General features: G+C 61.7%; 16 protein-coding genes. 11 read left to right on the forward strand and 5 right to left on the reverse strand.

Features of this window, described 5'->3' with window-relative positions; all coding sequences use genetic code 11:
- Positions 1-10: 10 nt before the first annotated feature.
- The 4 genes from D6Z24_RS16390 to D6Z24_RS16405 form a co-directional block, all read right to left on the reverse strand.
- Positions 11-262: a hypothetical protein gene (locus tag D6Z24_RS16390; RefSeq protein WP_129127679.1), complete on the reverse strand. Its 252-nt coding sequence runs from the start codon at positions 260-262 to the stop codon at positions 11-13.
- 71 nt (positions 263-333) lie between these two features.
- Positions 334-531: a hypothetical protein gene (locus D6Z24_RS16395; protein WP_129127680.1), complete on the reverse strand. Its 198-nt coding sequence runs from the start codon at positions 529-531 to the stop codon at positions 334-336.
- Between the two features lie 387 nt (positions 532-918).
- Positions 919-2,301: a sigma-54-dependent transcriptional regulator gene (locus tag D6Z24_RS16400; RefSeq protein WP_129127681.1), complete on the reverse strand. Its 1,383-nt coding sequence runs from the start codon at positions 2,299-2,301 to the stop codon at positions 919-921.
- Between the two features lie 37 nt (positions 2,302-2,338).
- Positions 2,339-4,309, reverse strand: a complete 1,971-nt coding sequence (locus D6Z24_RS16405) for a cache domain-containing protein (RefSeq protein ID WP_129127682.1) — start codon at positions 4,307-4,309, stop codon at positions 2,339-2,341.
- A 235-nt stretch (positions 4,310-4,544) separates the two neighbouring features.
- Between D6Z24_RS16405 and D6Z24_RS16410 the strand changes: the two genes are divergently transcribed.
- Positions 4,545-5,426, forward strand: a complete 882-nt coding sequence (locus D6Z24_RS16410; RefSeq protein ID WP_129127683.1) for a DUF2156 domain-containing protein — start codon at positions 4,545-4,547, stop codon at positions 5,424-5,426.
- A 145-nt stretch (positions 5,427-5,571) separates the two neighbouring features.
- Here D6Z24_RS16410 and mnmH read toward each other — a convergent pair whose 3' ends face one another.
- Positions 5,572-6,594, reverse strand: a complete 1,023-nt coding sequence (mnmH, locus tag D6Z24_RS16415) for a tRNA 2-selenouridine(34) synthase MnmH (RefSeq protein WP_129127793.1) — start codon at positions 6,592-6,594, stop codon at positions 5,572-5,574.
- A 272-nt stretch (positions 6,595-6,866) separates the two neighbouring features.
- Between mnmH and secA the strand changes: the two genes are divergently transcribed.
- From secA to D6Z24_RS16465, 10 genes are all read left to right on the forward strand, one after another.
- Positions 6,867-9,743 carry a preprotein translocase subunit SecA gene (gene secA, locus D6Z24_RS16420; RefSeq protein ID WP_129127684.1) on the forward strand — a complete coding sequence of 959 codons (2,877 nt, stop codon included), beginning with the start codon at positions 6,867-6,869 and terminating at the stop codon, positions 9,741-9,743.
- Between the two features lie 232 nt (positions 9,744-9,975).
- On the forward strand, positions 9,976-11,151 hold the full coding sequence (gene argJ, locus D6Z24_RS16425; protein WP_129127685.1) for a bifunctional glutamate N-acetyltransferase/amino-acid acetyltransferase ArgJ: 1,176 nt from the start codon (positions 9,976-9,978) through the stop codon (positions 11,149-11,151).
- 81 nt (positions 11,152-11,232) lie between these two features.
- Positions 11,233-11,637 (forward strand): DUF2914 domain-containing protein, encoded by a 405-nt coding sequence (locus D6Z24_RS16430; protein WP_129127686.1) that lies wholly within the window; start codon positions 11,233-11,235, stop codon positions 11,635-11,637.
- Between the two features lie 41 nt (positions 11,638-11,678).
- The gene (locus tag D6Z24_RS16435; protein WP_246014696.1) at positions 11,679-12,857 is read left to right on the forward strand and encodes a serine hydrolase domain-containing protein; all 1,179 of its coding nucleotides are present in this window, start codon (positions 11,679-11,681) and stop codon (positions 12,855-12,857) included.
- A 238-nt stretch (positions 12,858-13,095) separates the two neighbouring features.
- Positions 13,096-14,412, forward strand: coding sequence for a response regulator (locus D6Z24_RS16440; protein ID WP_129127687.1), 1,317 nt, complete (start codon positions 13,096-13,098; stop codon positions 14,410-14,412).
- 236 nt (positions 14,413-14,648) lie between these two features.
- Complete coding sequence (locus D6Z24_RS16445) at positions 14,649-17,315, forward strand: valine--tRNA ligase (RefSeq protein WP_129127688.1); 2,667 nt, start codon at positions 14,649-14,651, stop codon at positions 17,313-17,315.
- Between the two features lie 79 nt (positions 17,316-17,394).
- On the forward strand, positions 17,395-18,216 hold the full coding sequence (locus tag D6Z24_RS16450) for a prepilin peptidase (protein WP_129127689.1): 822 nt from the start codon (positions 17,395-17,397) through the stop codon (positions 18,214-18,216).
- 11 nt (positions 18,217-18,227) lie between these two features.
- Positions 18,228-19,691, forward strand: coding sequence for a sensor histidine kinase (locus tag D6Z24_RS16455; RefSeq protein WP_129127690.1), 1,464 nt, complete (start codon positions 18,228-18,230; stop codon positions 19,689-19,691).
- Between the two features lie 20 nt (positions 19,692-19,711).
- The gene (locus D6Z24_RS16460; protein WP_129127691.1) at positions 19,712-21,082 is read left to right on the forward strand and encodes a sigma-54-dependent transcriptional regulator; all 1,371 of its coding nucleotides are present in this window, start codon (positions 19,712-19,714) and stop codon (positions 21,080-21,082) included.
- Between the two features lie 202 nt (positions 21,083-21,284).
- The gene (locus tag D6Z24_RS16465) at positions 21,285-22,064 is read left to right on the forward strand and encodes a DsbC family protein (protein WP_129127692.1); all 780 of its coding nucleotides are present in this window, start codon (positions 21,285-21,287) and stop codon (positions 22,062-22,064) included.
- Positions 22,065-22,107: the final 43 nt, after the last annotated feature.

A 22,107-nucleotide genomic window follows, 5' to 3' on the forward strand; every position in this document is an offset into this window, starting at 1 on the left:
CCCTGTGGGGCTATTCCTTGTGGGTGGTCCAGAACATGGATACCGCGTTCGCCGCAAACAGGCCGTAGAGCCACATGGTGTTCCAGGCCGGGCCGGACCAGTGGCTGCCGCGGCCGCCGCCTACCACGCCCGAGGCGACCACGATGCCGATCAGCGCGGTGAAGGCGACCATGGCGACGGCGCGCAGGATCGCGCTGTTACGCCAGGTGTGCCGCTCCAGTTCCTCGAGTCTAGCGAGCAGTTCAAGTTCTTTTTCACTCATCGCCGTTCTCCTTTTGCAACAAATCACAGTGGACTAAGGGGTGATCCGTCCGCCTGGCTGAACCCGTCGATTCACACCAGGCAGAGTTTCGGATCGAGCTTTCCGACCGGAACACGGTCCGACAGCTCCTGGTACTTCAGGCATTCCCTGAATCGGCAGCTGCAGAACATGATGATCTGCTTCACGTCGTGCGGCGAGATGTAGCCGCAGCCTACGTCGCAGTAATCATCATTTTTGCCGAAGAAGGGGCAGACCTTTGTTTCCTGCATAAGACCTCTATTCCTTTTTCAAAGCAGACGCACTCAGGCAAGAAAGGGGTGACGTAAACAGTTTTAGCAACTGCCGTACCAATTTGGCGTTTACCCGTGTCTTCGGGTGATAACGGGTCTGAAATCAACATGTTACCCGGTGTTCCGGGGAGGGGGCGGTGGAGCCTTGGCGGACGTATTTTTGCAAAAACGCAAAGAAATCCGAAAGGGAAGCGATGCCGTAGCCTACGGGCAGACTCGTACTGATTTTCGGCTGCTTTAGTGTAAAGGTGCGGGATATCGACGGGTTGGCGGCGAGGGGCGGGACGGGACTAATGAATTTGCAGGGCTGCAAGTGCGGCGGCGCCCCTTTTTGCAATGATGCGAAAAAGAGGCGCCGCGGCGGGACTAGCTGTTGTATTCCTCTTTCCTGATGCCGTACTTCTTGATCTTGCGGTAGATGGTGGCCATGTTGGTCCCCGCTTCCTTGGCGGCGGCCTCCACGTTCCCCTGGTTCTTGCGCAAGAGGCCTCTAAGGTACTCGGTCTCGAAACGCATGAGCGCCCTCGAGTAGTCGCCCTCATCGGCCGCTACCTCGGCGCCCCCCTCGGAAGGGATCACCTCGATGAACTGGGAGAGCACGGGCAGGGTGATGTAGTCGCTGCTTTCCATGGCGATGCAGGCCTCGATCACGTTCTTCAACTGGCGGATGTTGCCGGGCCAGGAAAAATCGACCGCCGCCTCCATGGCGTCGTGGGCGAGTCCCTTTATGTGGGTGCCGAACTTGGCGTTTTGCAGCGAGATGAAGTGGGCGGCGATGAGCGCGATGTCGTCGCGTCGCTCCCTTAACGGGGGGAGGTTGATGTTGACCACGTTCAGGCGATAGAAGAGGTCCTCGCGGAAATCTCCCGCTTTCACCGCCTGTTTCATGTCCGCGTTGGTGGCTGAGAGGACGCGCACGTCGACCTTGGTGGGGGTGGGGTCCCCCAGGCGGTTGAACTCCTGCTCCTGGAGAAAGCGCAAAAGCGTCTTCTGCACCGTCATGGGAAGGTTCCCCACCTCGTCGAGAAAGAGGGTCCCGCCGTCGGCGGTCTCCAAAAGGCCGCGCCGGTTCTCCGCGGCGCCGGTGAAGGCCCCTTTCTTGTAGCCGAAGAGTTCGCTCTCCAAAAGCGAGGCGGGGAGGGCGCCGCAGTTGATGGCGACGAACTTCTTCTCCTTCCTGGGGGAGTTGTAGTGGATCGCCTGGGCGATGAGTTCCTTGCCGGTTCCCGACTCGCCGGTGATGAGCACCGAGGTGTCGCGCACGGCAAGTTTCTCCACCCGCTCGAGGACCTCCTTCAGGGCCTTCGATGCCCCGATGATGTTGCCGAAGTTGAAGCGTCCGACGAGTTCCTCGCGCAGCTCGCGGTTCTCCTCCATGAGGCGGGTGTGCTGCAGCGCGTTCTTTACCCGGTACAACAGCTCCTCGGGCTCGAAAGGCTTGGTGAGCATGTCGTAGGCCCCTTTTCTGAGGGCCTGGATGGACATCTCCACCGTGGCGTAGGCGGTGACCATGATCACGGGAATCGCCGGGTCCTTCTGTTTCACCTTCTGCAGGAGCTCGAGCCCGTCCATCCCGGGCATCTTGATGTCGGTGACCAGAAGGTCCCACTGCCCGGCCTGAAAGGACTCGGCCGCCTCGAAGCTCCTCGTGAACGCGGAGACCTGGTAGCCGTTGTCGGAGAGGACCGCCTCCATCATGCGGCAAAGCCCCTCCTCGTTGTCGACCAACATCACCCGTTTTTTCGTCATGGTGCCACTCCGTTATCCGCGCGCGGCGCGGCTTTTCCTAGCAGTATTCGTCCCGGTTGATGGGAAGCTTCACCTCGACGGTGGTGCCGACCCCCATTTCGCTGGTGATCTCGATCTTGCCGTGATGCTGCTCCACGATCTGCTTGGTAATCGCGAGACCGAGGCCGGTCCCCTTCACCTTGGTGGTGAAGAACGGTTCGAAGATCTTCTCGATGTGCTCGGGCGAGATCCCCGCGCCGTTGTCGCGGAACCTCAGGCAAACCCATTCGTCTTCCACGGCGGCCGTGCTCACCACGAGCTCGCCCCCTTTTTGCATGGCGGCGCCCGCGTTCAGGATCAGGTTGATGGCCACCTGGCGCAGTTGGTCGCCGTCGACCATGACGCGCGGCAGGGAGAGGTCGAAACTCTTTTGCACCGTCACGTGGTGCATGTCGGTGTGGTTTGCCGCGAAGTCGACGATCTGCTCCAGAAGGTCGTTCACGTTGGTCTCCTCCAGTACCGGCTGCGGGGTCCGGGCGTAGGAGAGGAGGTCCTGAACGATCTTCTTGCAGCGCTTGCTCTCGCGCTTTATCTCGTGGATGAACTTGTAGTTCGGATCCTCGGGCGTCAGCTTCTTCTCGATGTAGGCGGCGTACCCCAGGATCACGCCGAGCGGGTTGTTGATCTCGTGCGCCACCCCGGAGGAGAGGACGCCGAGCGACGCCATCTTCCCCTGCTGGGCGAGGTTAGCCTCGAGTTCCTTGTTGTGCTTGATGATCTTGGTCATCCGGTTGAAGGCGGTTGCGAGCTCGCCCAGCTCGTCTTCCGAGTCCACCGGCATGGTCTCGTCCAGCCGCCCCATCTTGACCTTTCTGATCACCTCGATCATCCGGCTGATCGGCTCGGTCATCACCCGCGAGGCCAGAAGCACCATGAACACCGCGAGCACCGACACCAGTATGGTGAGCACCACCATGCTCTCGAGGATGCGCCCCTTGATCGCGTTCGCCTCCTGGTAGAACTCCTCCTCGTAGGACCCCACCGCAACGATCCAGTTCCACGGCTCGAAATACTCGTAGCGCACGATCTTCATGCGGGGCGCCTCGTCCCCCTTGTTCTTCCAGGGGTAGCGGATCCAGCCGTTTTTACGCTCGCACATCTCCTTTATGAAGTGTTGCCCGTTGGAGTCGGTGGCGTTCAGGAAGTTCTTCCCCTCCCCGGTCGGGTGGATCATGAAGTTGCCCGAGGTGTCCATGGCATAGATGTAGCCGGTCTTGCCCACCTTCTTGCTCTTGATCTTCTCCTTGAGCGCCTCGAAGGAGCGCCGTTCGAAGGCGACGTCCTCGTAGGTCTCCTCGAGATAGCCGCCTGCGGCGATGATCCAGTCCCATTCCCTCAAGTAGCGGTACGCCACCATCTTCTTTCTGAGCGACTTGTCCCCGAGCGCCGCGTTTTTCCAGGGGTAGACGATGTACAGGATCTCGCCCGGCTTCGAGCGTTTCGCCTTTTCGATCATCTCCCTGATGAAGTAGCGCCCGCTTTCGTCACGGCTGTCGAAGACGTTCGCCCCTTCCTGCGCCACGTGCACCTTCAGTTCGCCGCGGCTGTCCATGGCGTAGATGTAGCCGGTCTTCCCGACGTTCACCTTCAAGAGGGCGTTGCGCGCCTCGCGCTGGGCCGTCTTCAGGTCCATCCGTCCGGTTCGCTGGAGGTTCTGCTGGCTCTTTACGACGTTGTAGGCGAGCTCGGTGACCGTCTGCAGCTCGTCGTGGAAGGATTTTTCCTTGTCCTGCTTGTAGACCTGGAACTGCTGGTAGTGGGAGTTCAGGAGGTCGACCGTGAAGGAGGCCATGTGCTGCAGGTCGTCCTTGCTGGTCTGGGTGATGCCCAGGTAGGCCTGTTTGGTCGAGATATAACCGATGATCCCACCCACGAGGAAGATGGGGATGATGACAAGGGGGAGCACCAGAACCACCATCTTCCAGCGCAGCTTCAGGTTGTTGATGAAGTCGAAGAGGTATCTCTGCACGGCTCCCCCGAAAAATGGGTTTTCTTTTTGCGCAAATGGTGGAGACTATCTCGTGTTCAGTTAGTGTGTTTCTCCCGGTGTTTACTGACTTTGCACCCAGACAAACGCTTTTTTGCAAACACTATTGACAGTGTAACGGCGATACTACCGTATACGGTATGGCAAATGCCAGTCCTTTTTTCGCATTTCTGCAAAAAAATGAGTATACTGTGACAAATTTTTCCCGGAGAACGCAATGGAGATTCCACAATATCCCGGCTCGCGCGGCATCACGCTGGAGGATAAATCCCTCCTGGACCGGCTTTTTTCCGAGCTTCAGCCGCGCGTCTCGGAACTCACCTTCGCGAACCTTTACCTTTTCCGCAAGGCGCACGAGTACCGCCTGACGAAGGTGGGGGACTCCGTCCTCGCGCTCGGGCGGGGCTACGACGGCACGCCATACTTCCTTCCCCCTATCGGTGGCGATGTCGATGCAGCCCTCCTGAAGCTTTTCGATGATGGGCTCACGCTTTACGGCGCAGACGACGCTTTCCTCGCGCGCCACCTTCCGTCGGACCGCTTCGATGCCGTTGAGGATCGCAACAATTTCGACTACCTGCACGTGAAAGAGGATATGGCGCAGCTAAGCGGGAAGCTCTACCACAAGAAAAAGAACCGGGTGAACTATTTCGTGAACCGGCACCGGCACGAGGTGGAACTATTCGCCGAGCGGCACGTGGCGGGAGCGCTCGCGCTTCTCGAGGAGTGGGGGAGGGTGAAGATGGAGCTTGCCCCCGCAGGGTCGGTCCGGGGCGAGGTCGAGGGGTGCGCGGAGGCGCTCAGGCTGCACGGTGAACTGGGGCTTTCCGGGGTCGTGGTTCTGGTGGAAGGGGTGGTGCGCGGTTTTGCGCTGGGTGAGCGGCTGAACCGGGAGACGGCGGTGTGTCACTTCGAGAAGGGGGACAACTTCATGGAGGGGCTGTACCAGCTCCTGGACCGGGAGTTCTCCCGGCTGTTGTTCACCGAATGCACCTATCTGAACCGCGAGCAGGATCTGGGAGAGGAGGCGCTCAGGCAGGCGAAGCTCTCCTACCACCCGGTGGAGCTGCTGGCGAAGTACCGGGTGCGGAGGCGGTAGAAGGTTCTTCAGGAAATTCCGGGCAGGCATTGTGTTGGTCTCCACGAAGCGCTGCAATGGGCGCCGCGTTCCCCCCTTTGCGAAGGGGGGACAGGGGGGATTTGCCTTAAATACTTTTGGGAGGGATGTTTGCGGTAAGCGAGGCTTACGCCGGCAGCGCCGCCAGGCGCTCTTCCAGCTCCTTTGCCGCCTGGTCGAAGTCCTCCATGCAGAGGTCGAAGTCGGCCTCCCAGGTGCGGTTTTTATAATAGACCTTGTCGTAGTAGTCGATCACCAGCCCCTTCATGAACTCTTCCATCTCCCAGCGCTCCAGGTTCTCGCCGAGCTCTTCGCAGCGCTTGCCCCCCAGCTTCTTTTTGATGCGCTGCAGCGCCGCCGCCATTTCCTCCTTGTACTCGGGAAGGCCGTACTCGTCGATCAGCCGCGCCACGCGGGTCTCCAGCGAGGCGTGGCACCACACCCTGATCCCCTGCGCCATCTTCTGATAGAAGTCGCCCGGAAGCGAGACGCGCCCGATCCGCTCGCTCTCCCCCTCGAGGATGAGCGGTTCCCCCGCGGGCGCTTTCCGACAGGCGTCCCACAAGAGAGTCTCGAAGCGTTTCTGGGTGAGGTCCTGGTTGAGCCCAAGCTGACCGAAGGCCGAACCGCGGTGGCAGGCGAGTCCCTCGAGGTCGAGCGTGGAGCGGCCGCGCTCTTTAAGGCGCTGCAACAGCGTGGTCTTGCCGATGCCGGTCATGCCGTGCAGGACGACGAGCGGCACCTTCGGCGCGAAGGGGGTGAAGTACTCGCCGACCACGTGGCGGAAACTCTTGTAGCCGCCGATCAGTTGCGTCGCCTTGAAGCCTGCGAGGTCGAGGATGACGGTGACGGTCTTGCTGCGCAGTCCGCCGCGCCAGCAGTAGACGAGGATGGGGCGGCCTGCAGCGGCGTCCGCGATCTCCTGCACCATGGCGGGGAAACGGTGCGCGGTCAGCTCGAGGCCGCGGCGGCGCGCCGTGTGGGGGCCGTCCTCCTTGTGCAGGATGCCGATCTCGACCCGCTCCTCGTTGGTGAGCAGCGGAACGTTGATGGCTCCGGGGATGTGGTCCTCTGCGTATTCCAGGGGGGTACGGACGTCGACTATGAGGTGGGTGTCGATGAGTTCTTCGTTAAACGGCGTTGTTTCCACGTACATTGGGCTCCTTTTCCGGCGGCCCATTATAGAGATGCGCCCGGGGGATTGCAAGAACGTCCGCACCTGGGGGAGCTCCTCCCCCTGGAGGGGGGAGGTCGGAAGGGGGGAGGGGGCGCGTTCGGTCGAGGAGTGCAGTGTGCTGTCGGTCGATATTACACCCGGAAAACCCAGCAAGACTCGCGCCTTTTCAGTTGAGGGATTCTCACTTTTATGGTAGCGTACACTGTTTTTTTTATCCTGTTTTGACTGCTAAGGAGATTTCATAGATGTTTGGCGCGCTTATAAAGAAGTTTGTCGGGAGCAAGAACGAGCGGGAACTGAAGCGTCTCTGGCCGATCGTGGAACGCATAAACCAGCTGGAAGCGGAGACCGTAAAGCTCACCGACGATGAACTGCGCGGCAAGACCGCCCAGTTCAAGGAGCGCTACGCCAAGGGGGAGAGCCTCGACTCGATGCTTCCCGAGGCGTTCGCCGTCTGCCGCGAGGCGGGCAAGCGCGTTCTCGGCATGCGCCACTTCGACGTGCAGCTGATCGGCGGCATGGTGCTTCACGCCGGCAAGATCGCCGAGATGAAGACCGGCGAGGGTAAAACCCTCGTGGCCACGCTTCCCTCCTACCTGAACGGTATCTCCGGCAAGGGTGTCCACGTCGTCACCGTGAACGACTACCTCGCCAAGCGCGACGCCGACTGGATGGGGCGCATTCACAAGTTCTTGGGCCTCTCCGTGGGCGTCATCGTGCACGGCCTTGAGGACTGGGAGCGCCGCGAGGCCTACGCCGCCGACATCACCTACGGCACCAACAACGAGTTCGGTTTCGATTACCTGCGCGACAACATGAAGTTCGACCTGGCCGACTACGTCCAGCGTCCCTTCAACTTCGCCGTAGTCGACGAGGTCGACTCCATCCTCATCGACGAGGCGAGGACCCCGCTCATCATCTCCGGTCCGACCGAGGATTCCACGGACAAGTACTACATCATCGACCGCATCATCCCGATGCTCAAAAAGGGCGAGGTGATCGAGGTCGAGGCCAACACCCTCTCCGGCAAAAGGAAGACCTACACCGGCGACTTCACCGTAGACGAGAAGGCGAAGAGCGCGACCCTCACCGAGGAAGGGGTGCTGAAGGTCGAAAAGCTTTTGAAGATCGACAACCTCTACGATCCGAGGAACATGGAGATCCTGCACCACACCCAGCAGGCGCTCAGGGCGCACGCCCTTTTCAAGCGCGACGTTGATTACGTGGTGCGCGACAACGAGGTCCTCATCGTTGACGAGTTCACCGGTCGCCTCATGCCGGGGCGCCGCTGGTCCGACGGCCTGCACCAGGCCATCGAGGCGAAGGAAGGGGCGAAGATCGAGAACGAGAACCAGACGCTCGCCACGATCACCTTCCAGAACTACTTCCGCATGTACGCGAGGCTCTCCGGCATGACCGGTACCGCCGACACCGAGGCTGAGGAGTTCCACAAGATCTACAACCTCGACGTCGTGGTCATCCCGACGAACCGCCCGCTTTTGCGCCCGGACTTCCCGGACGTCATCTACAAGACCGAGCGCGAGAAGTTCAACGCGGTCATCGCCGAGATCAAGGAGCTGCACGAGAAGGGACAGCCGATCCTGGTCGGCACCATCTCCATCGAGAAGTCCGAGCAACTCTCCGAGCTTTTGAAGCGCGAAGCGATCCCGCACTTCGTCCTCAACGCGAAGCAGCACGAGAAGGAGGCGGAGATCGTCGCCCAGGCGGGCCGCAAAGGGATGGTCACCATCGCCACCAACATGGCGGGCCGCGGTACCGACATCCTTCTGGGTGGTAACCCCGACGGTCTTGCGCGCCAGGAGTTCGGCGGCACACCGGATGCCAAGACCGAGGAGGTCATCGAGGCGATCGGCAAGGCGATCGACGAGGAACAGGACGAGGCTGCGATCCTGAGCATGCTCGAGAAGGACTTCGGCGGCATCTTCCCCATCGTGGACCGCCACGTGAAGAACGGTTTCGACATCGACACCGAGCAGCTCGAGCCGGTCATCTTCGCCGAGTTCAAGCGCCAGTTCGATCTCCTCGTGGACAAGCACAAGCCCGTCTGCGCCGTGGAGCATGACGAGGTGGTGGCACTTGGCGGCCTGCACATCCTAGGCACCGAGCGCCACGAATCGCGCCGTATCGACAACCAGCTGCGCGGCCGTTCCGGCCGTCAGGGCGACCCGGGCTCATCCCGTTTCTACCTGTCGCTGCAGGACGACCTCCTGCGCATCTTCGGTTCCGACCGCGTCTCCATGATCATGGACAAACTCGGCATCGAGGAGGGCGAGGCGATCACCCACGGCCTGATCACCCGCGCGATCGAAAACGCGCAGAAGAAGGTCGAGGCGCACAACTTCGAGATCAGGAAGCACCTGATCGAGTACGACGACGTCATGAACAAGCAGCGCGAGGTGATCTACACCCAGAGAAAGGAGATCCTCGCCGGCAACGAGATCAGGAAGAGCTTCTCCGGGATGCTGGAAGAGACCGTCACCGACGTGGTGCAGGCCTTCGTCATCGACCGTACGCCTGCGCGCGAGTGGGACTGGCAGGGGATCACCGACACCGTCTTCAAGCTGTTCGGCATCCACCTCGACCTGACACCGGAGCTTTTCGACCGCATCACCCCGGTGAACTTCGAGGACACCCTAAGAAGCAGCACCCGTGACCGCTTCAACCAGAAGGTCACCGAGTTCGGCGACGAGCTCATGGATCACCTGATCAAGGTCATCATGCTGCAGGTAATCGACACCCAGTGGAAGGACCACCTTCTCTCCATCGACCACCTGAAAGAGGGGATCGGTCTGCGCGGCTACGGCCAGAAGGATCCGAAGCAGGAGTACAAGCGCGAGGCGTACCAGCTGTTCATGGACATGATGAACCGCATCCGCCAGGAAGTAGTGGAGAAGATCTTCTGGGTGCAGATCGGCCAGGAGGAAGATCTCGCGCAGTACGAGTTGGAGCAGCCGGAGCAGAAGATGGTCTTCAATCTCGTCGCCGAGGAGGCCGAAGCGGCCCCCGCGAAGGAGGCCGCGAAAAGCGCGCGCAACGCAGGTAGAAACGAACCCTGCCCCTGCGGCAGCGGCAAGAAGTACAAGAAGTGCTGCGGCAAGTAATCTGAACAAACGTTCAACGTTCGACGTTCAGCGTTCAATGAAGGGCATTGTTATTTGCCATTGCTTTCCCGGCGTCGCGGTACCCGTACGGTCCCAGGATGCCTCAGACGAATATTGAACGCTCGTCGCTTCGTGTGTGTTGGTTACGTTAGCAGTCCCGCACTCAGATGCTGTAGGCGACGCACCCCGTCGAACGTTGAACGCTGAACGCTGAACGGTTTTTGGAGGTTCTATGAAAGGTTTTCGCTTCTCCGCCGTCGAGGCGGCCATCAAGAAGCCGGGCCGGCTCGACCTGGCACTTATATTCTCCGACCACCCCGCCCAGGTGGCGGCGGTCTACACCACCAACAAGGTGCAGGCGGCTCCGGTCCTCATCTCGCGCGAGCGCTCCAAAAACGGCAGGTGCCGCGCACTCCTCGTGAACAGCGGCAACGCGAACGCCTGCACCGGCGAGCAGGGGATGGGCGACGCACTCGAGTGCGGCAGAAGGACCGCGGAGGCGCTCGGCCTCTCGGACGAGGAACTCCTCATCGCCTCCACCGGGGTCATCGGCCAGCCGCTCCCCATGGAGCGCTTCAAAAAGGGAATCCAGCCGCTCGTCGACGGCCTGGACCACGGCACGCTGGACGACGTGGCCCGCGCGATCATGACCACGGACACCTTCGAGAAAATCGAGCGCCGCAGCGGCGAGGCCGGTGGGAAACCGTACAGCATCTGGGGGATCGCGAAGGGGGCCGGGATGATCCACCCCAACATGGCCACCATGCTCTCCTTCCTGGTAACCGACGCGGACGTCGACGGCGCCTTCCTGCAGAGCGCCTTCACCGAGGCGGTGGACGGCTCCTTCAACGCGATCACGGTCGACAACGACACCTCGACCAACGATACCGCGGTCATCTTCGCCAACGGCGCGGCGCAGAACCCCGCGATCAAGGCGGGCACGCCGGAAGGCGCCGCCTTCGCCGCTCTCCTGCACGACGTGCTCCTCTCCCTGGCGAAGCTTATCGTCAAGGATGGCGAGGGGGCGACCAAGTTCGTCGAGATCAGGGTGAAAGGGGCGGCAAACCGGGCCGACGCCAAGAAGGCGGCGCTCGCCGTCGCAAACTCCATGCTGGTTAAGACCGCCTTCTTCGGGCAGGATGCCAACTGGGGCAGGATCATCGCCGCCATCGGCTACTCGGGTGCCGATGTGCAGCAGGACAGGGTGGAGATCCGCTTCGACGACGTGGTCATGGCAACCGGCGGGGTGTTTGCCGGCGGCGATGCCGAGGCAGCCGGGACCCGCGTCCTGCAGCAGAAGGAATTCCGCGTCACCATCGATCTGAAACTGGGCGCCGGCGAGGCCGTCGTTTTCACCAGCGACCTCTCCTACGACTACGTCCGCATCAACGCGGATTACCGGACCTAGAACGGCAAACGACGCCGCCTTCCGGGCGGCACCGGCGGCACGCCGGCATCACACTCTCCGCCACACGCTGCTGGAGGAACAATGATCCGCACCAGGATGTTACCCGTCATCGCTGCATTGGCTGCCACCCTCGCCGCACCGGGCCTTTCGCGCGCGGGCGACCTGAAGATCACGGAGATGGCGGTCACCACGAAGATCGTCAAGGGAAATCCCATCGATTCGGTGCGGCGCATCTCATCGACCTCGGTCAAGGCGCTGTACTGTTTCACCAGGTTCTCGGCACCCGAGGATACCGACACCACCATAAAACAGGTGTGGTATCTGGACGATCAGGTGGTCGCCGAGTACGAACTTCCGGTCAAGGGTGCGCACTGGCGCACTTACAGCCGCAAGGCGGTGGAGAAGGGGAACTCGGGCGAGTGGCGCTGCGACGCCGTGGACAGGGAAGGCAAGGTCCTCAAATCGGTCAGCTTCAGGATGAACTAGCTTGAAAGTCACGTTCGGGTAACGCAGCAAGAGAGTACACATTGAGATCAGTCACATTCTTCAGGGGGAGTCTGCTCCCCCTTCTCAGAAGCATCTGCTTTATCCTGCTGGTCGTCGCCTTCGCCACCGATTCCCGGGCCGGCGATCAGCCCCGCATCGATTCCCTCATGAACGAGGCCATCGCGCGCAACCTCATCGCGGGCGGCGTAGTGGTTATCGGCAACCGGGACCGCATCCTCTTCGAGAAGCCATACGGGCGCACCTCCCCGTTTCCCGACGCTCCTCCCATGGCCGTTTCCACCATCTTCGACATCGCCTCGCTCACCAAGGTGACCGCCACCACTCCGTCGGTGCTGAAACTGGCCGAGGAAGGGAGGATCTCCCTCCTGGACCCGGTCGTCAAGTGGTTCCCGGAGTTCGCCGGGAAGGGGAAGGACGCCATCCTGGTGATGAACCTTCTGACCCACACCTCGGGGCTCGACGACATACCCCTTTCGAGCGCGAACCCTATGCAGAGCGCCGTCGAAGGCGCCGCCGCGCAGAAGCTGAAAGGGGAGGTGGGGCACCGTTTCCGTTACGCCGACCTGAACTTCATCCTCCTGGCCGAGCTGGTGCGCCGCGCCACCGGTGCGCCCCTCGACCTCTTCGCCCAGGTTTCCTTCTACCGGCCGCTCGGCATGACCGACACCTCATTCCATCCGAGGGAAACCGGGCGCTGTTCCGGGACCATCAGCGACGACCGGGTCCTTTTCGGCGAGCCCCAGGACTACCTGTGCCGCCAGCTGGGCGGCGTCGCCGGTCACGCCGGCCTCTTCACCACCGCGGGCGACCTCGCCCGCTTCTGCCGCATGATGCTCGCCGGCGGGGTGCTCGACGGCAAGAGGGTGCTCGCCCAGCGCACCGTGGACCAGATGACCGCTCCGTATTTCTCGCGCGGCGGACTCGTCGTTCGCGGCCTCGGATGGGACATCTCGTCCCCCTTCTCGGCGCCACGCGGCCAGGGGTTCTCGAGGGTCTCCTTCGGGCATACCGGCTACTCCGGCTCATCGATCTGGATCGACCCGGTCTCGGATACCTTCGTCATTCTCCTCACCTCGCGGTTGGAATATAAAAAGGTTCATGATTTCAACAAGCTGCGCGGTGATCTCTCCACGCTCGCCTCGCAGATCTTCGGCATACCGCCGGAGCTCGGCGAGATGGCCAGGTTCAATGACGAGTGATTAATAAGAAAGGGCAAAAACCTTGACACTCTTTGCCCTTTATGCTAGCTTTTTTTACCATTTTGGCTTGATACTGGATATATTTGCGCTCACTTAGCAGACTGTCTTTCCTGTCAGACCAGACACAGAAAGAACCTTTGATCCTGCTTTGCGGTTCTCTATGTCTTAGCCGCTCGGCATGACATTTTCAGTGCAAGATAACTCCTATAGATAAGCTTCCTAGTTACAGGGGGAATCGATGGGCAACAGACTGCTCCTCGCCGATGACAGCATCACTATCCAGAAGGTCGTGGCGATCATCTTCGCCAATGAGGAGTTTGAACTTACCGTTGTCGATAACGGTACTGCTGCCCTTGAAAAGGCGCGGGAGATGAAACCCGACGTGATGCTCGTCGACGCGCTCATGCCGGGCAAGACCGGCTACGAGGTCTGCGCCGAGATCCGCCGCGATCCGGTGCTAGGCGCCGTTCCCGTCATCCTCCTGATCGGCGCCTTCGAGCCGCTCGACGAAGAGAAGTCCCGCCAGTGCGGCGCCGATGCCACCATCTCGAAGCCGTTCGAGTCGCAGCAGCTGATCGACCGGGTAAAGGAGATGCTGGAACTCGGCAAGACCCGCAAGACCGCTCCCCCCGTTGCAGCCCAGCCCGCTCCCGCAGCGGAAGAGATCTGGGGTGATCTCTCCTCGTTTGACGCCATGGCGCAGCCGGCACCCGCTGCCGCCGCACCCGTTGCCGCGCCTGCCGCCGCACCTGCTGCGGCACCTGCGGACGAGAACCTCTGGGAAGGGGTCACCGCTGCCGCAGAGCCCGCATGGGAGCTCCCCGCGGTCGAGGAACCGGCCTGGGAAGCGCCGCCGGCACCGGCACAGCCCGCCGCCGTAGCGCCCGCCGCTGCGGTGGAGATGGTTGAGGCGACCATGGAAGACGATCTCTGGGGAGCCTTTGAACTGGAAGAGGAGGCCCCGGCCGCACCTGCAGCATCCCCGGCCCAGCTTTTCGGGGTCGTTGAGCCGGAGGCCGAGTACGAGGCCGAGGAGATCTTCAGCTTCGACGAGGCGGAAGAAATCGAGGAGACCGGCCCGCCGCTCGACCTCGAGGAACCGGTCGTCGATTCTTCGCTCACCGTTTCCGAGGAGGAGTTCTTCGCCTTTGCCGAGGAGCCCGAGCCGGCAGCGGCGGTCCCCGCCGAGGCCGAAGCGGAAGCCGAGGCCGCTGCCTTCGGAGTCCCCGAGTACGAGGCGTTCGAGTTCGGACTCGAGGAGCCCGCACCCGAGGCCGCGCCTGCCGCACCTGTTGCCGCCGCGCAAGTGGCACCGGTTGTCCCCGCGGCACCCGCTGCACCTGCCGCTCCGGCGGTCGCCGCACCCGTCCAGGCGCCCCCCGCGGCCGTAGCGCCCGCAGCGGTCCCTGAACTGACCGAGGACCAACTGGTCGCCGCACTCTCCAAGGTATCGCGCGAGGTGATCGAGCGAATCGTGTGGGAAGTGGTGCCCGACCTGGCGGAAGTGATCATCAAGGAAGAGATCCGCAAGCTGAAGAGCGGCGTACGCGGTTAAAGCGGGCGTCGTACGCGCATCCGCTTATGAAACAGGGGATTTCACGATCCCCTTTTTTCATAGCTGCAGCCTGAAACGTTCCCGCCCCCGGAGGGGGAGGGACAGGGAGGGGGTGCGCAGCGGCTGACCGGTTGTTCTTTTCCCCCCTCCCAACCTCCCCCCTCCAGGGGGAGGAGTGTTATGAAGCAAGTTTCGCGGGGAGCCCCGCCGAGCATTTTCCCAATGAGGTAGATTAGATGGCAAACAAAGAGCTGGAAAAGGTTTACGAGCCGAAAAGCGTTGAGCAGAAGTGGTACCAGGAGTGGGAAGGGAGGGGTTACTTCCATGCCTCCGTCCCGTCGGACAAGCCGGGCTACTCCATAGTCATCCCCCCGCCGAACATCACCGGCGTGCTCCACATGGGGCACGCCCTGAACAATACCCTGCAGGACATCCTGTGCCGCTGGAAGAGGATGAGCGGTTACAACGTGCTCTGGATGCCGGGCACGGACCACGCGGGCATCGCCACCCAGAACGTCGTCGAGCGCCAGCTGGCAGCCGAGAAAAAGGACCGCTTCGAACTCGGCCGCGAGGCGTTCATCGAGCGCGTCTGGCAGTGGAAGGGCGAATCCGGCGGCCAGATCATCGGGCAGTTGAAGCGCCTGGGCGCCTCCTGCGACTGGGAGCGCGAGCGCTTCACCATGGATGCCGGTCTTTCCAAGGCGGTGCGCGAGGTCTTCGTGCGCCTGTACGAAGAGAAGCTCATCTACCGCGACAACCGCCTGATCAACTGGTGCCCGCGCTGCCACACCGCGCTCTCCGACATCGAGGTCGAGCACGAGGAGAAGGCGGGGCACCTGTGGCATCTGCGCTACCCGGTGGTTGGCACCGACGAGCACGTCATCGTCGCCACCACCCGTCCCGAAACCATGCTAGGCGACACCGCCGTAGCGGTGCACCCCGAGGACGAGCGTTACAGCCACCTGATCGGCAAGATGGTCATGCTTCCGCTGGTGAACCGTGAAATCCCGGTCATCGCCGACGATTACGTCGACCGCGAGTTCGGCACCGGCGTTGTGAAGATCACCCCGGCGCACGACTTCAACGACTTCGAGATGGGACTTAGGCACAACCTCGACCGCATCAACGTCTTCGACGAGTCCGGCGTGGTGAACGCGGCCGGCAAGCAGTACGAGGGGATGGACCGCTTCGCAGCGAGAAAGCAGGTGGTGGCGGACCTCGAGGCGGCCGGGCTTCTCGAGAAGATCCAGGACCACGGCCTCTCCGTTGGCGGCTGCTACCGCTGCAAGACCGTCGTCGAGCCGTACATGTCGCTGCAGTGGTACGTGAAGGTGGGGCCGCTCGCGGAGCGGGCACTCGCCGCGGTCAAAGACGGCCGCACCAAGATCGTGCCGCAGCAGTGGGAAAACACCTATTACGACTGGATGGAGAACATCCGTGACTGGTGCATTTCGCGCCAGATCTGGTGGGGACACCGCATCCCGGCCTGGTACTGCGACCACTGCGGCCACATCACCGTGGCGAAGGAAGACCCGACTTCGTGCAGCCAGTGCGGCTCCGACGAGATCCGCCAGGAGACCGACGTGCTTGACACCTGGTTCTCCTCGGCGCTTTGGCCCTTCTCCACCATGGGGTGGCCGGAGAAGACCCCGGAGCTCGCCGCCTTCTACCCGACCTCGTGCCTCGTCACCGGTTTCGACATCCTCTTCTTCTGGGTCGCCCGCATGATGATGATGGGGCTGCACTTCATGGACGAGGTCCCCTTCACCGACGTCTACATCCATGCCCTCGTGCGCGACGCGCAGGGGCAGAAGATGTCCAAGTCCAAGGGGAACGTCATCGACCCGCTTACCGTGATCGATGCCTACGGCACCGACGCCTTCCGCTTCACCCTGGCCGCCTTCGCGGCGCAAGGGCGCGACATCAAGCTCGCCGAGGAGAGGATCGCAGGCTACCGCAACTTCGCCAACAAGATCTGGAACGCCTCGCGCTTCGCCATGATGAACCTGGAAGGGTTCGACCCGAACAAGGTTGACGCGGCATCCTTGAAGCTTTCCAACGCCGACCGCTGGATCCTGTACCGCCTGAACGAGGCGGCCGCCTCGGTCGACTCGGCCCTCGAAGGTTTCCGTTTCAACGAGGCGGCGAGCGAGCTGTACCGCTTCACCTGGAGCGAGTTCTGCGACTGGTATATCGAACTCGCCAAGGACGATCTCTACAAAGGGGACGCCGAGCGTCAGGCCGCGGCCAAGTACGTGCTCTGGCTCGTGCTCGAGAACCTCTTGCGCCTTCTGCACCCGTTCATGCCGTTCATCACCGAAGAGATCTGGCAGGCGCTTCCGAAGAAGGACGGGGCGGCCGACTCCATCATGATCTCCGACTTCCCGACCCCGTGCGAGGAGTGGAAGGGTTACGCCGCGGCCGCCTCCGAGATGGAGCTGGTCATGGAAGTGATCAAGGGGATCAGGAACATCCGGGGTGAGATGGAAGTGGCGCCCAGCAAGCAAATCGCCGCCATTCTCGACTGCAAGTCTGAGGGAAGCCTCGCGCTTTTGAAGAAGAACGAAGTCTACGTGATGAGCCTTGCGCGCCTTTCCGACCTCGCCATCGGCCAGGGGATCGAGCGTCCCGCCGAGGCCTCGCTGCAGGTGGCGGGCGACGTCGAGATCATCGTTCCGCTGAAGGGGCTCGTGAACGTCGAGGAAGAGGAGAAGCGTCTCGGCAAGGAGATCGCGAAGATCGAGAAGGACATCGAGTTCCTGTCCAAGAAGCTCGCCAACCCGAGCTTTGTCGAGCGCGCGCCGGCCGACGTGGTCGAGAAGGAGCGCGAGAAGATCGCCGAGTTCGAGAACAAGAAGAAGCTCCTGGAGGAAAGCCTGGAGAAGATCCAGAGGCTGAAGTAGCAATTACCGTTTTTGTCGGACCGGTCAGACTAGTCCGACCAGTCCGACTGGTCCGACAAATACAACGTAAGAGGTCGCATTGACGCCCTATATTACCTACGCCTTTTTCGCCTTCCTTTTGGGGGCCGTGGTCGGCTCCTTCCTGAACGTCTGCATATGCCGGATGCCGCATGGCGAGTCGGTGGTGTCGCCGCCGTCGCACTGCCCTAAGTGCGACTACCAGATCCGCTGGTACGACAATATCCCGATCCTCAGCTACCTGGCACTGGGCGGCAAGTGCCGCTCCTGCGGTACGCGCATTTCGATCCAGTACCCGCTCGTCGAACTCTTGAACGGGCTTTTAGCGCTCGCCCTTTTCGTCAAGTTCTTCCCCCCTGCCTTCATGAACATGGCGCCGCTTCAGGCGATGGGGCGGCCAGCTTTCTATTTCATCGTTCTCTTCGCGTTCTGCTGTGCTCTCGTCGTGATAACCTTCATCGACCTCGAACACCAGATCATCCCGGATACGATCTCGCTCCCCGGCATCGTCGTCGGTTTCCTGGTTTCCTTCTTCATCCCGCACATCGGCTGGCTCAACTCGCTGATCGGCATCGTGGCCGGCGGCGGAAGCCTGCTCCTAATCGCCTGGATCTACCAGGCCGTCGCCAAGAAGGACGGCATGGGCGGTGGCGACATCAAGCTGCTGGCCATGATGGGGGCGTTCCTCGGATGGAAATCGATCCTCTTCATCATCTTCGTCTCGTCGCTCTTGGGCTCCGTGATCGGCGTCACCCTGATGGCGATAAGGAAGAAGGACTCCACCCTCGCCATACCCTTCGGCCCCTTCCTGGCCGGCGCCGCCGTTCTCTACATCTTCTACGGCCGACGCATCATCAGCTGGTACCTGAACATGGGAGGGTGAGCGCGGCTGCCATGAAACCTCTCCGTTTCAGCCTCACCTTCTACATCCTTTCCGCCGTGAGCCTGCTGCTCGTGCTCGCATGGCTACTCCTCTCGCTGATCTCCTTCAAGACCGCAGAAAAAGACCTGCTGACCCAGAAAGGGGAAGACACCCGGCTTCTTCTGGGCGCCATCGTCTCCGTCCTGCCGCGTCCCTTGGCCCCGCCCGACCCGCAAAGCTCGGTGGCGCGGTATCTGGAACAGCTGAGGCAGGACGGCAGCTTCGAGGGGCTCCTCGTGGTGGACGACACCTTGCGTCGGCTCTACACCTATCCTGCCGCCAGTGCGGTCGACGACGGTCTTCTCAGCGTTTTGAAGAACGGGCGCACGCTCTTTCAAATCTCTCCCGATCATGCCACGTGCCGCTCATACTCACCGATCCTCGAGCAGGGCAAGGTCGTCGGGGCCGCCCGGCTTACGCTGTCGCTTCGTCCCGCACAGGAGCGGCTCTCCTCGTCGCGCCGTCTTTTTCTCGCTTACTTCGCCCTGGATTTCCTGCTGCTGCTGGTGCTCGGATCCTATCTGCTTTCCCGCACCGTGGTCACTCCATTCAAGAAACTACTCCAAGCCACCCGGAGGATCACCGCCGGAGACCTCGGCGTTTCCGTGAACGTGGCGGGGAGCGCCGAGGTCGCAGAGCTCTCCGAGGCATTCAACAGCATGCTGGTGGCGTTAAGGGAGAAGAGGGTGGAGGTCGAGGAGAAGGTAGCCGCGCTGACCTGGGCCAACAAGGAACTGGTCGAGGCGCGCAGCGAGGCGGTTCGATCCGAGAAGATGGCCTCCGTGGGGCTTTTGGCCGCGGGTATGGCGCACGAAATCGGTACCCCGCTTGCGGCGATCATGGGGTACAGTGCGATCCTAGCCGAGGACCTTGCCGCTGACCCGGAAAAGGCGGATTATCTGCGGCGGATCACCGAGGAATCGCAGCGCATCGACCGGATCGTCAGGGGGCTTTTGGACTACGCCCGCCCGAAGAACGCGCAGCGCGAAGAGGTGGTGGTCCGCACTCTGCTGGAAAAGGTGGTCGAACTGCTTTCTCCCCAGGGGGTGTTGAAGCATCTGGAGGTGTCGATCGAGGTCGAGGCGGGCCTCCCGTTGATTTTTGCCGATCCTTATCAGCTGGAGCAGTTGCTGATCAACCTGATTATGAATGCGAGAGACGCCATGCCGCGGGGCGGGAAGCTGTGGCTAAAGGGGAGCAGTCGAGGAGCCGATGTAGTCGTCGAGGTGATCGACAGCGGCCACGGCATGCCGCCCGAACACATAGGAAAGGTGTTCGACCCGTTCTTCACCACGAAGGAGCCCGGGAAAGGGACGGGGCTGGGTTTGGCCATTGCCGCCCGCATTGCGGAATCCTGCGGCGGCAAGCTCGAGGCCCAGAGCGAGCAGGGTAAAGGAAGCCGCTTCATCCTGACCCTTCCGGCGAAGGCAGGGTAGGCGGGGAGAAGGAGCAGCATTTGATCGAGAAGAAGAAAATCCTGGTTGTGGACGATGAGGAAAACCTGCGTCACATGCTGCAGGTCCTGCTCAAAAAGCAGGGATACCTGGTGGAGCAGGCGCCGGACGGCGCCGACGCCCTCACCAAGGCGCGCGAGGGGAACTACTCCTTCATCCTCTGCGACATCCGCATGCCGGTCATGGACGGCAAAAGCTTTCTCACCGCCTGCACCAAAGCGGGCGTCGGCGCCACGGTGATCATGATGTCCGCCTACGGCACCGTCGATGACGCCATCGAGTGCATGAAGCTTGGGGCCTACGACTACATCTCCAAACCTTTCAACAGCGACGAGGTCGCGCTGGTCCTGAAAAAGGCCGAGGAGCGCGAGCGCCTGAAGGACGAAAACCGCCGCCTGCGCGAGGAGGTGGGGCGCGGCAGCACCCTTTCGGAGATCATCACCCGCAACGCGCGGATGTCCGAGATCATGCAGCTCGTCAAAAAACTCTCCGAGCATAAAACCACCGTCCTTATCCAGGGCGAATCCGGTACCGGAAAGGAACTCATCGCCCGCGCCCTGCACAACTGCGGCTCGCGCAGAGAAGGCCCCTTCGTTGCCGTCAACTGCGGTGCCATACCGGCATCCCTTCTTGAAAGCGAACTATTCGGTCACGTCAGGGGGGCCTTCACCGACGCAAGCTACGACAAGGTGGGGCTTTTCGAAGAGGCGGATGGCGGCACCCTTTTTCTGGACGAGATCGCCGAGCTGCCGCTGCCTCTGCAAGTGAAACTTTTACGCGTGCTCCAGGAAGGTGAGATCCGCCGGGTAGGCGGGGCGGCCGCCACGAAGGTCGACGTTCGGGTGGTGTCCGCGACGAGCCGCGACCTCGTTCAGGAGGTCGCCGACGGGAAGTTCCGGGAGGACCTCTACTTCCGGCTCAACGTCTTCGCCCTTTCTCTCCCCCCGCTGCGTGCGCGTATCGAGGATGTGCCTCTTCTGGTCGAGCATTTCCTGCAGAAGTACGGCGCGCTGATGGGAAAGCCGGGGGTGCGCCCCACGCCCGAGGCCCTGCAGGCGCTGGTGCACTACCGCTGGCCGGGCAACGTACGGGAACTCGAAAACTGCATGGAGCGCGGTCTGGTCCTTTGCGAGGGGGGCGCTCTCGGACTGGCGGCCCTCCCCGAGGTGGTGCGCGAGGAAGCGGGTCTTGGACGGTCGCTGCCCGAGCTGCCCGATTCGCTCTCCATCAAGAAAGGGGCGGAAGCGCTGGAGCGCCGTCTCATAGTGCGCGCTCTCGAACAGACGGGAGGCAACCGCACCCATGCGGCGCGCCTGCTCGAGATAAGCCATCGCGCCCTTTTGTACAAGCTGAAGGAGTACGATCTCGGTTAGCCGTCCGTCCAGTGCCAATTTTTTGCGGAGTCTGCGGCTCTGCTATGAAAAAAATGCGTACATTTCCGGTTGCAGCCGTGGTATGGTATGGCGCAACTGTGCGGTTTGAGGCCGAAACGATGACGGGCCGATGTGCCGTAGTTAGAGGCATGGTTGTTGCTGCCAACCCCGGGGCAATAAAAATCACGTATGAGGTGTACTGATGTCGTTGTGGAAAATTCTCGCCACTTTAACCTTTGCAGCAGCCGTTTCCTTCTCCTCCCAAGCCTTCGCCATGTCGCAAGGTTGCACCGGTGAATGCGCATCCTGCCATTCGATAACCCTTCAGGAGGCGAGCGGTCTCTTAAAGGAGATCGGCTCGGTCAAGGACGTCAAGCCGGCACCGGTGCGCGGGCTCTACGAGGTCACCTTCGAGCAGCAAGGGCAGACGGGAGTCGCGTACCTCGACTACGGCAAGAAACACATCATAGCCGGCCAGGTCTTCGACATCGCTTCGCGGCAGCCGGTGGGAGGTTCGGCGCAGGTTGCGCGCCAGGAGCGCAAGGACCACCTGGACCCCGCCACGCTCACCGCGGAGAACACGCTGGTGCTCGGTAACCCCAACGGCAAAAAGAAGCTCTACGTCTTCACCGATCCCGAGTGCCCGTACTGCGCGAAGGCGCATGTCGAGCTTAAAAAACTCGCCGCCATGGAGCCCGACCTTGCCATCTACATCAAGCTCTTCCCGCTCAAGATGCACCCGAAGGCATATGACAAGTCCCGCGTGATCCTGTCGCGCAAGTCGGTCGAGCTTCTCGACCAGTCCTTCGCGGGAAAGGCGCTTCCTGCCGCGACCGACAAGGACCCCAAGAAGCCCGTGGACGACACAATCAGTTTCGCCGCCGCAAACGGCATCAACTCCACCCCGACGCTCGTGCTCCAGGACGGGCGCATCATCGTTGGTTACCAGGATGCTGCGGCGATGCAGCAGTTGCTCCGGTAGTTTTGACCTTCTCACAGCCGACAGATTCCCTTTCGTGAGGTGC

The organism is Geomonas oryzae, from assembly GCF_004117875.1.
Lineage (GTDB): Bacteria > Desulfobacterota > Desulfuromonadia > Geobacterales > Geobacteraceae > Geomonas > Geomonas oryzae.

What these genes read in the sequence shown, in the direction of transcription:
- D6Z24_RS16390 (WP_129127679.1), bottom strand. Translation starts at nt 262, where the DNA reads ATGAGTGAAAAAGAACTTGAACTGCTCGCTAGACTCGAGGAACTGGAG.
- D6Z24_RS16440 (WP_129127687.1), top strand. Translation starts at nt 13,096, where the DNA reads ATGGGCAACAGACTGCTCCTCGCCGATGACAGCATCACTATCCAGAAG.
- D6Z24_RS16430 (WP_129127686.1), top strand. Translation starts at nt 11,233, where the DNA reads ATGATCCGCACCAGGATGTTACCCGTCATCGCTGCATTGGCTGCCACC.
- D6Z24_RS16400 (WP_129127681.1), bottom strand. Translation starts at nt 2,301, where the DNA reads ATGACGAAAAAACGGGTGATGTTGGTCGACAACGAGGAGGGGCTTTGC.
- D6Z24_RS16395 (WP_129127680.1), bottom strand. Translation starts at nt 531, where the DNA reads ATGCAGGAAACAAAGGTCTGCCCCTTCTTCGGCAAAAATGATGATTAC.
- D6Z24_RS16445 (WP_129127688.1), top strand. Translation starts at nt 14,649, where the DNA reads ATGGCAAACAAAGAGCTGGAAAAGGTTTACGAGCCGAAAAGCGTTGAG.
- D6Z24_RS16465 (WP_129127692.1), top strand. Translation starts at nt 21,285, where the DNA reads ATGTCGTTGTGGAAAATTCTCGCCACTTTAACCTTTGCAGCAGCCGTT.
- D6Z24_RS16410 (WP_129127683.1), top strand. Translation starts at nt 4,545, where the DNA reads ATGGAGATTCCACAATATCCCGGCTCGCGCGGCATCACGCTGGAGGAT.
- argJ (WP_129127685.1), top strand. Translation starts at nt 9,976, where the DNA reads ATGAAAGGTTTTCGCTTCTCCGCCGTCGAGGCGGCCATCAAGAAGCCG.
- D6Z24_RS16455 (WP_129127690.1), top strand. Translation starts at nt 18,228, where the DNA reads ATGAAACCTCTCCGTTTCAGCCTCACCTTCTACATCCTTTCCGCCGTG.
- secA (WP_129127684.1), top strand. Translation starts at nt 6,867, where the DNA reads ATGTTTGGCGCGCTTATAAAGAAGTTTGTCGGGAGCAAGAACGAGCGG.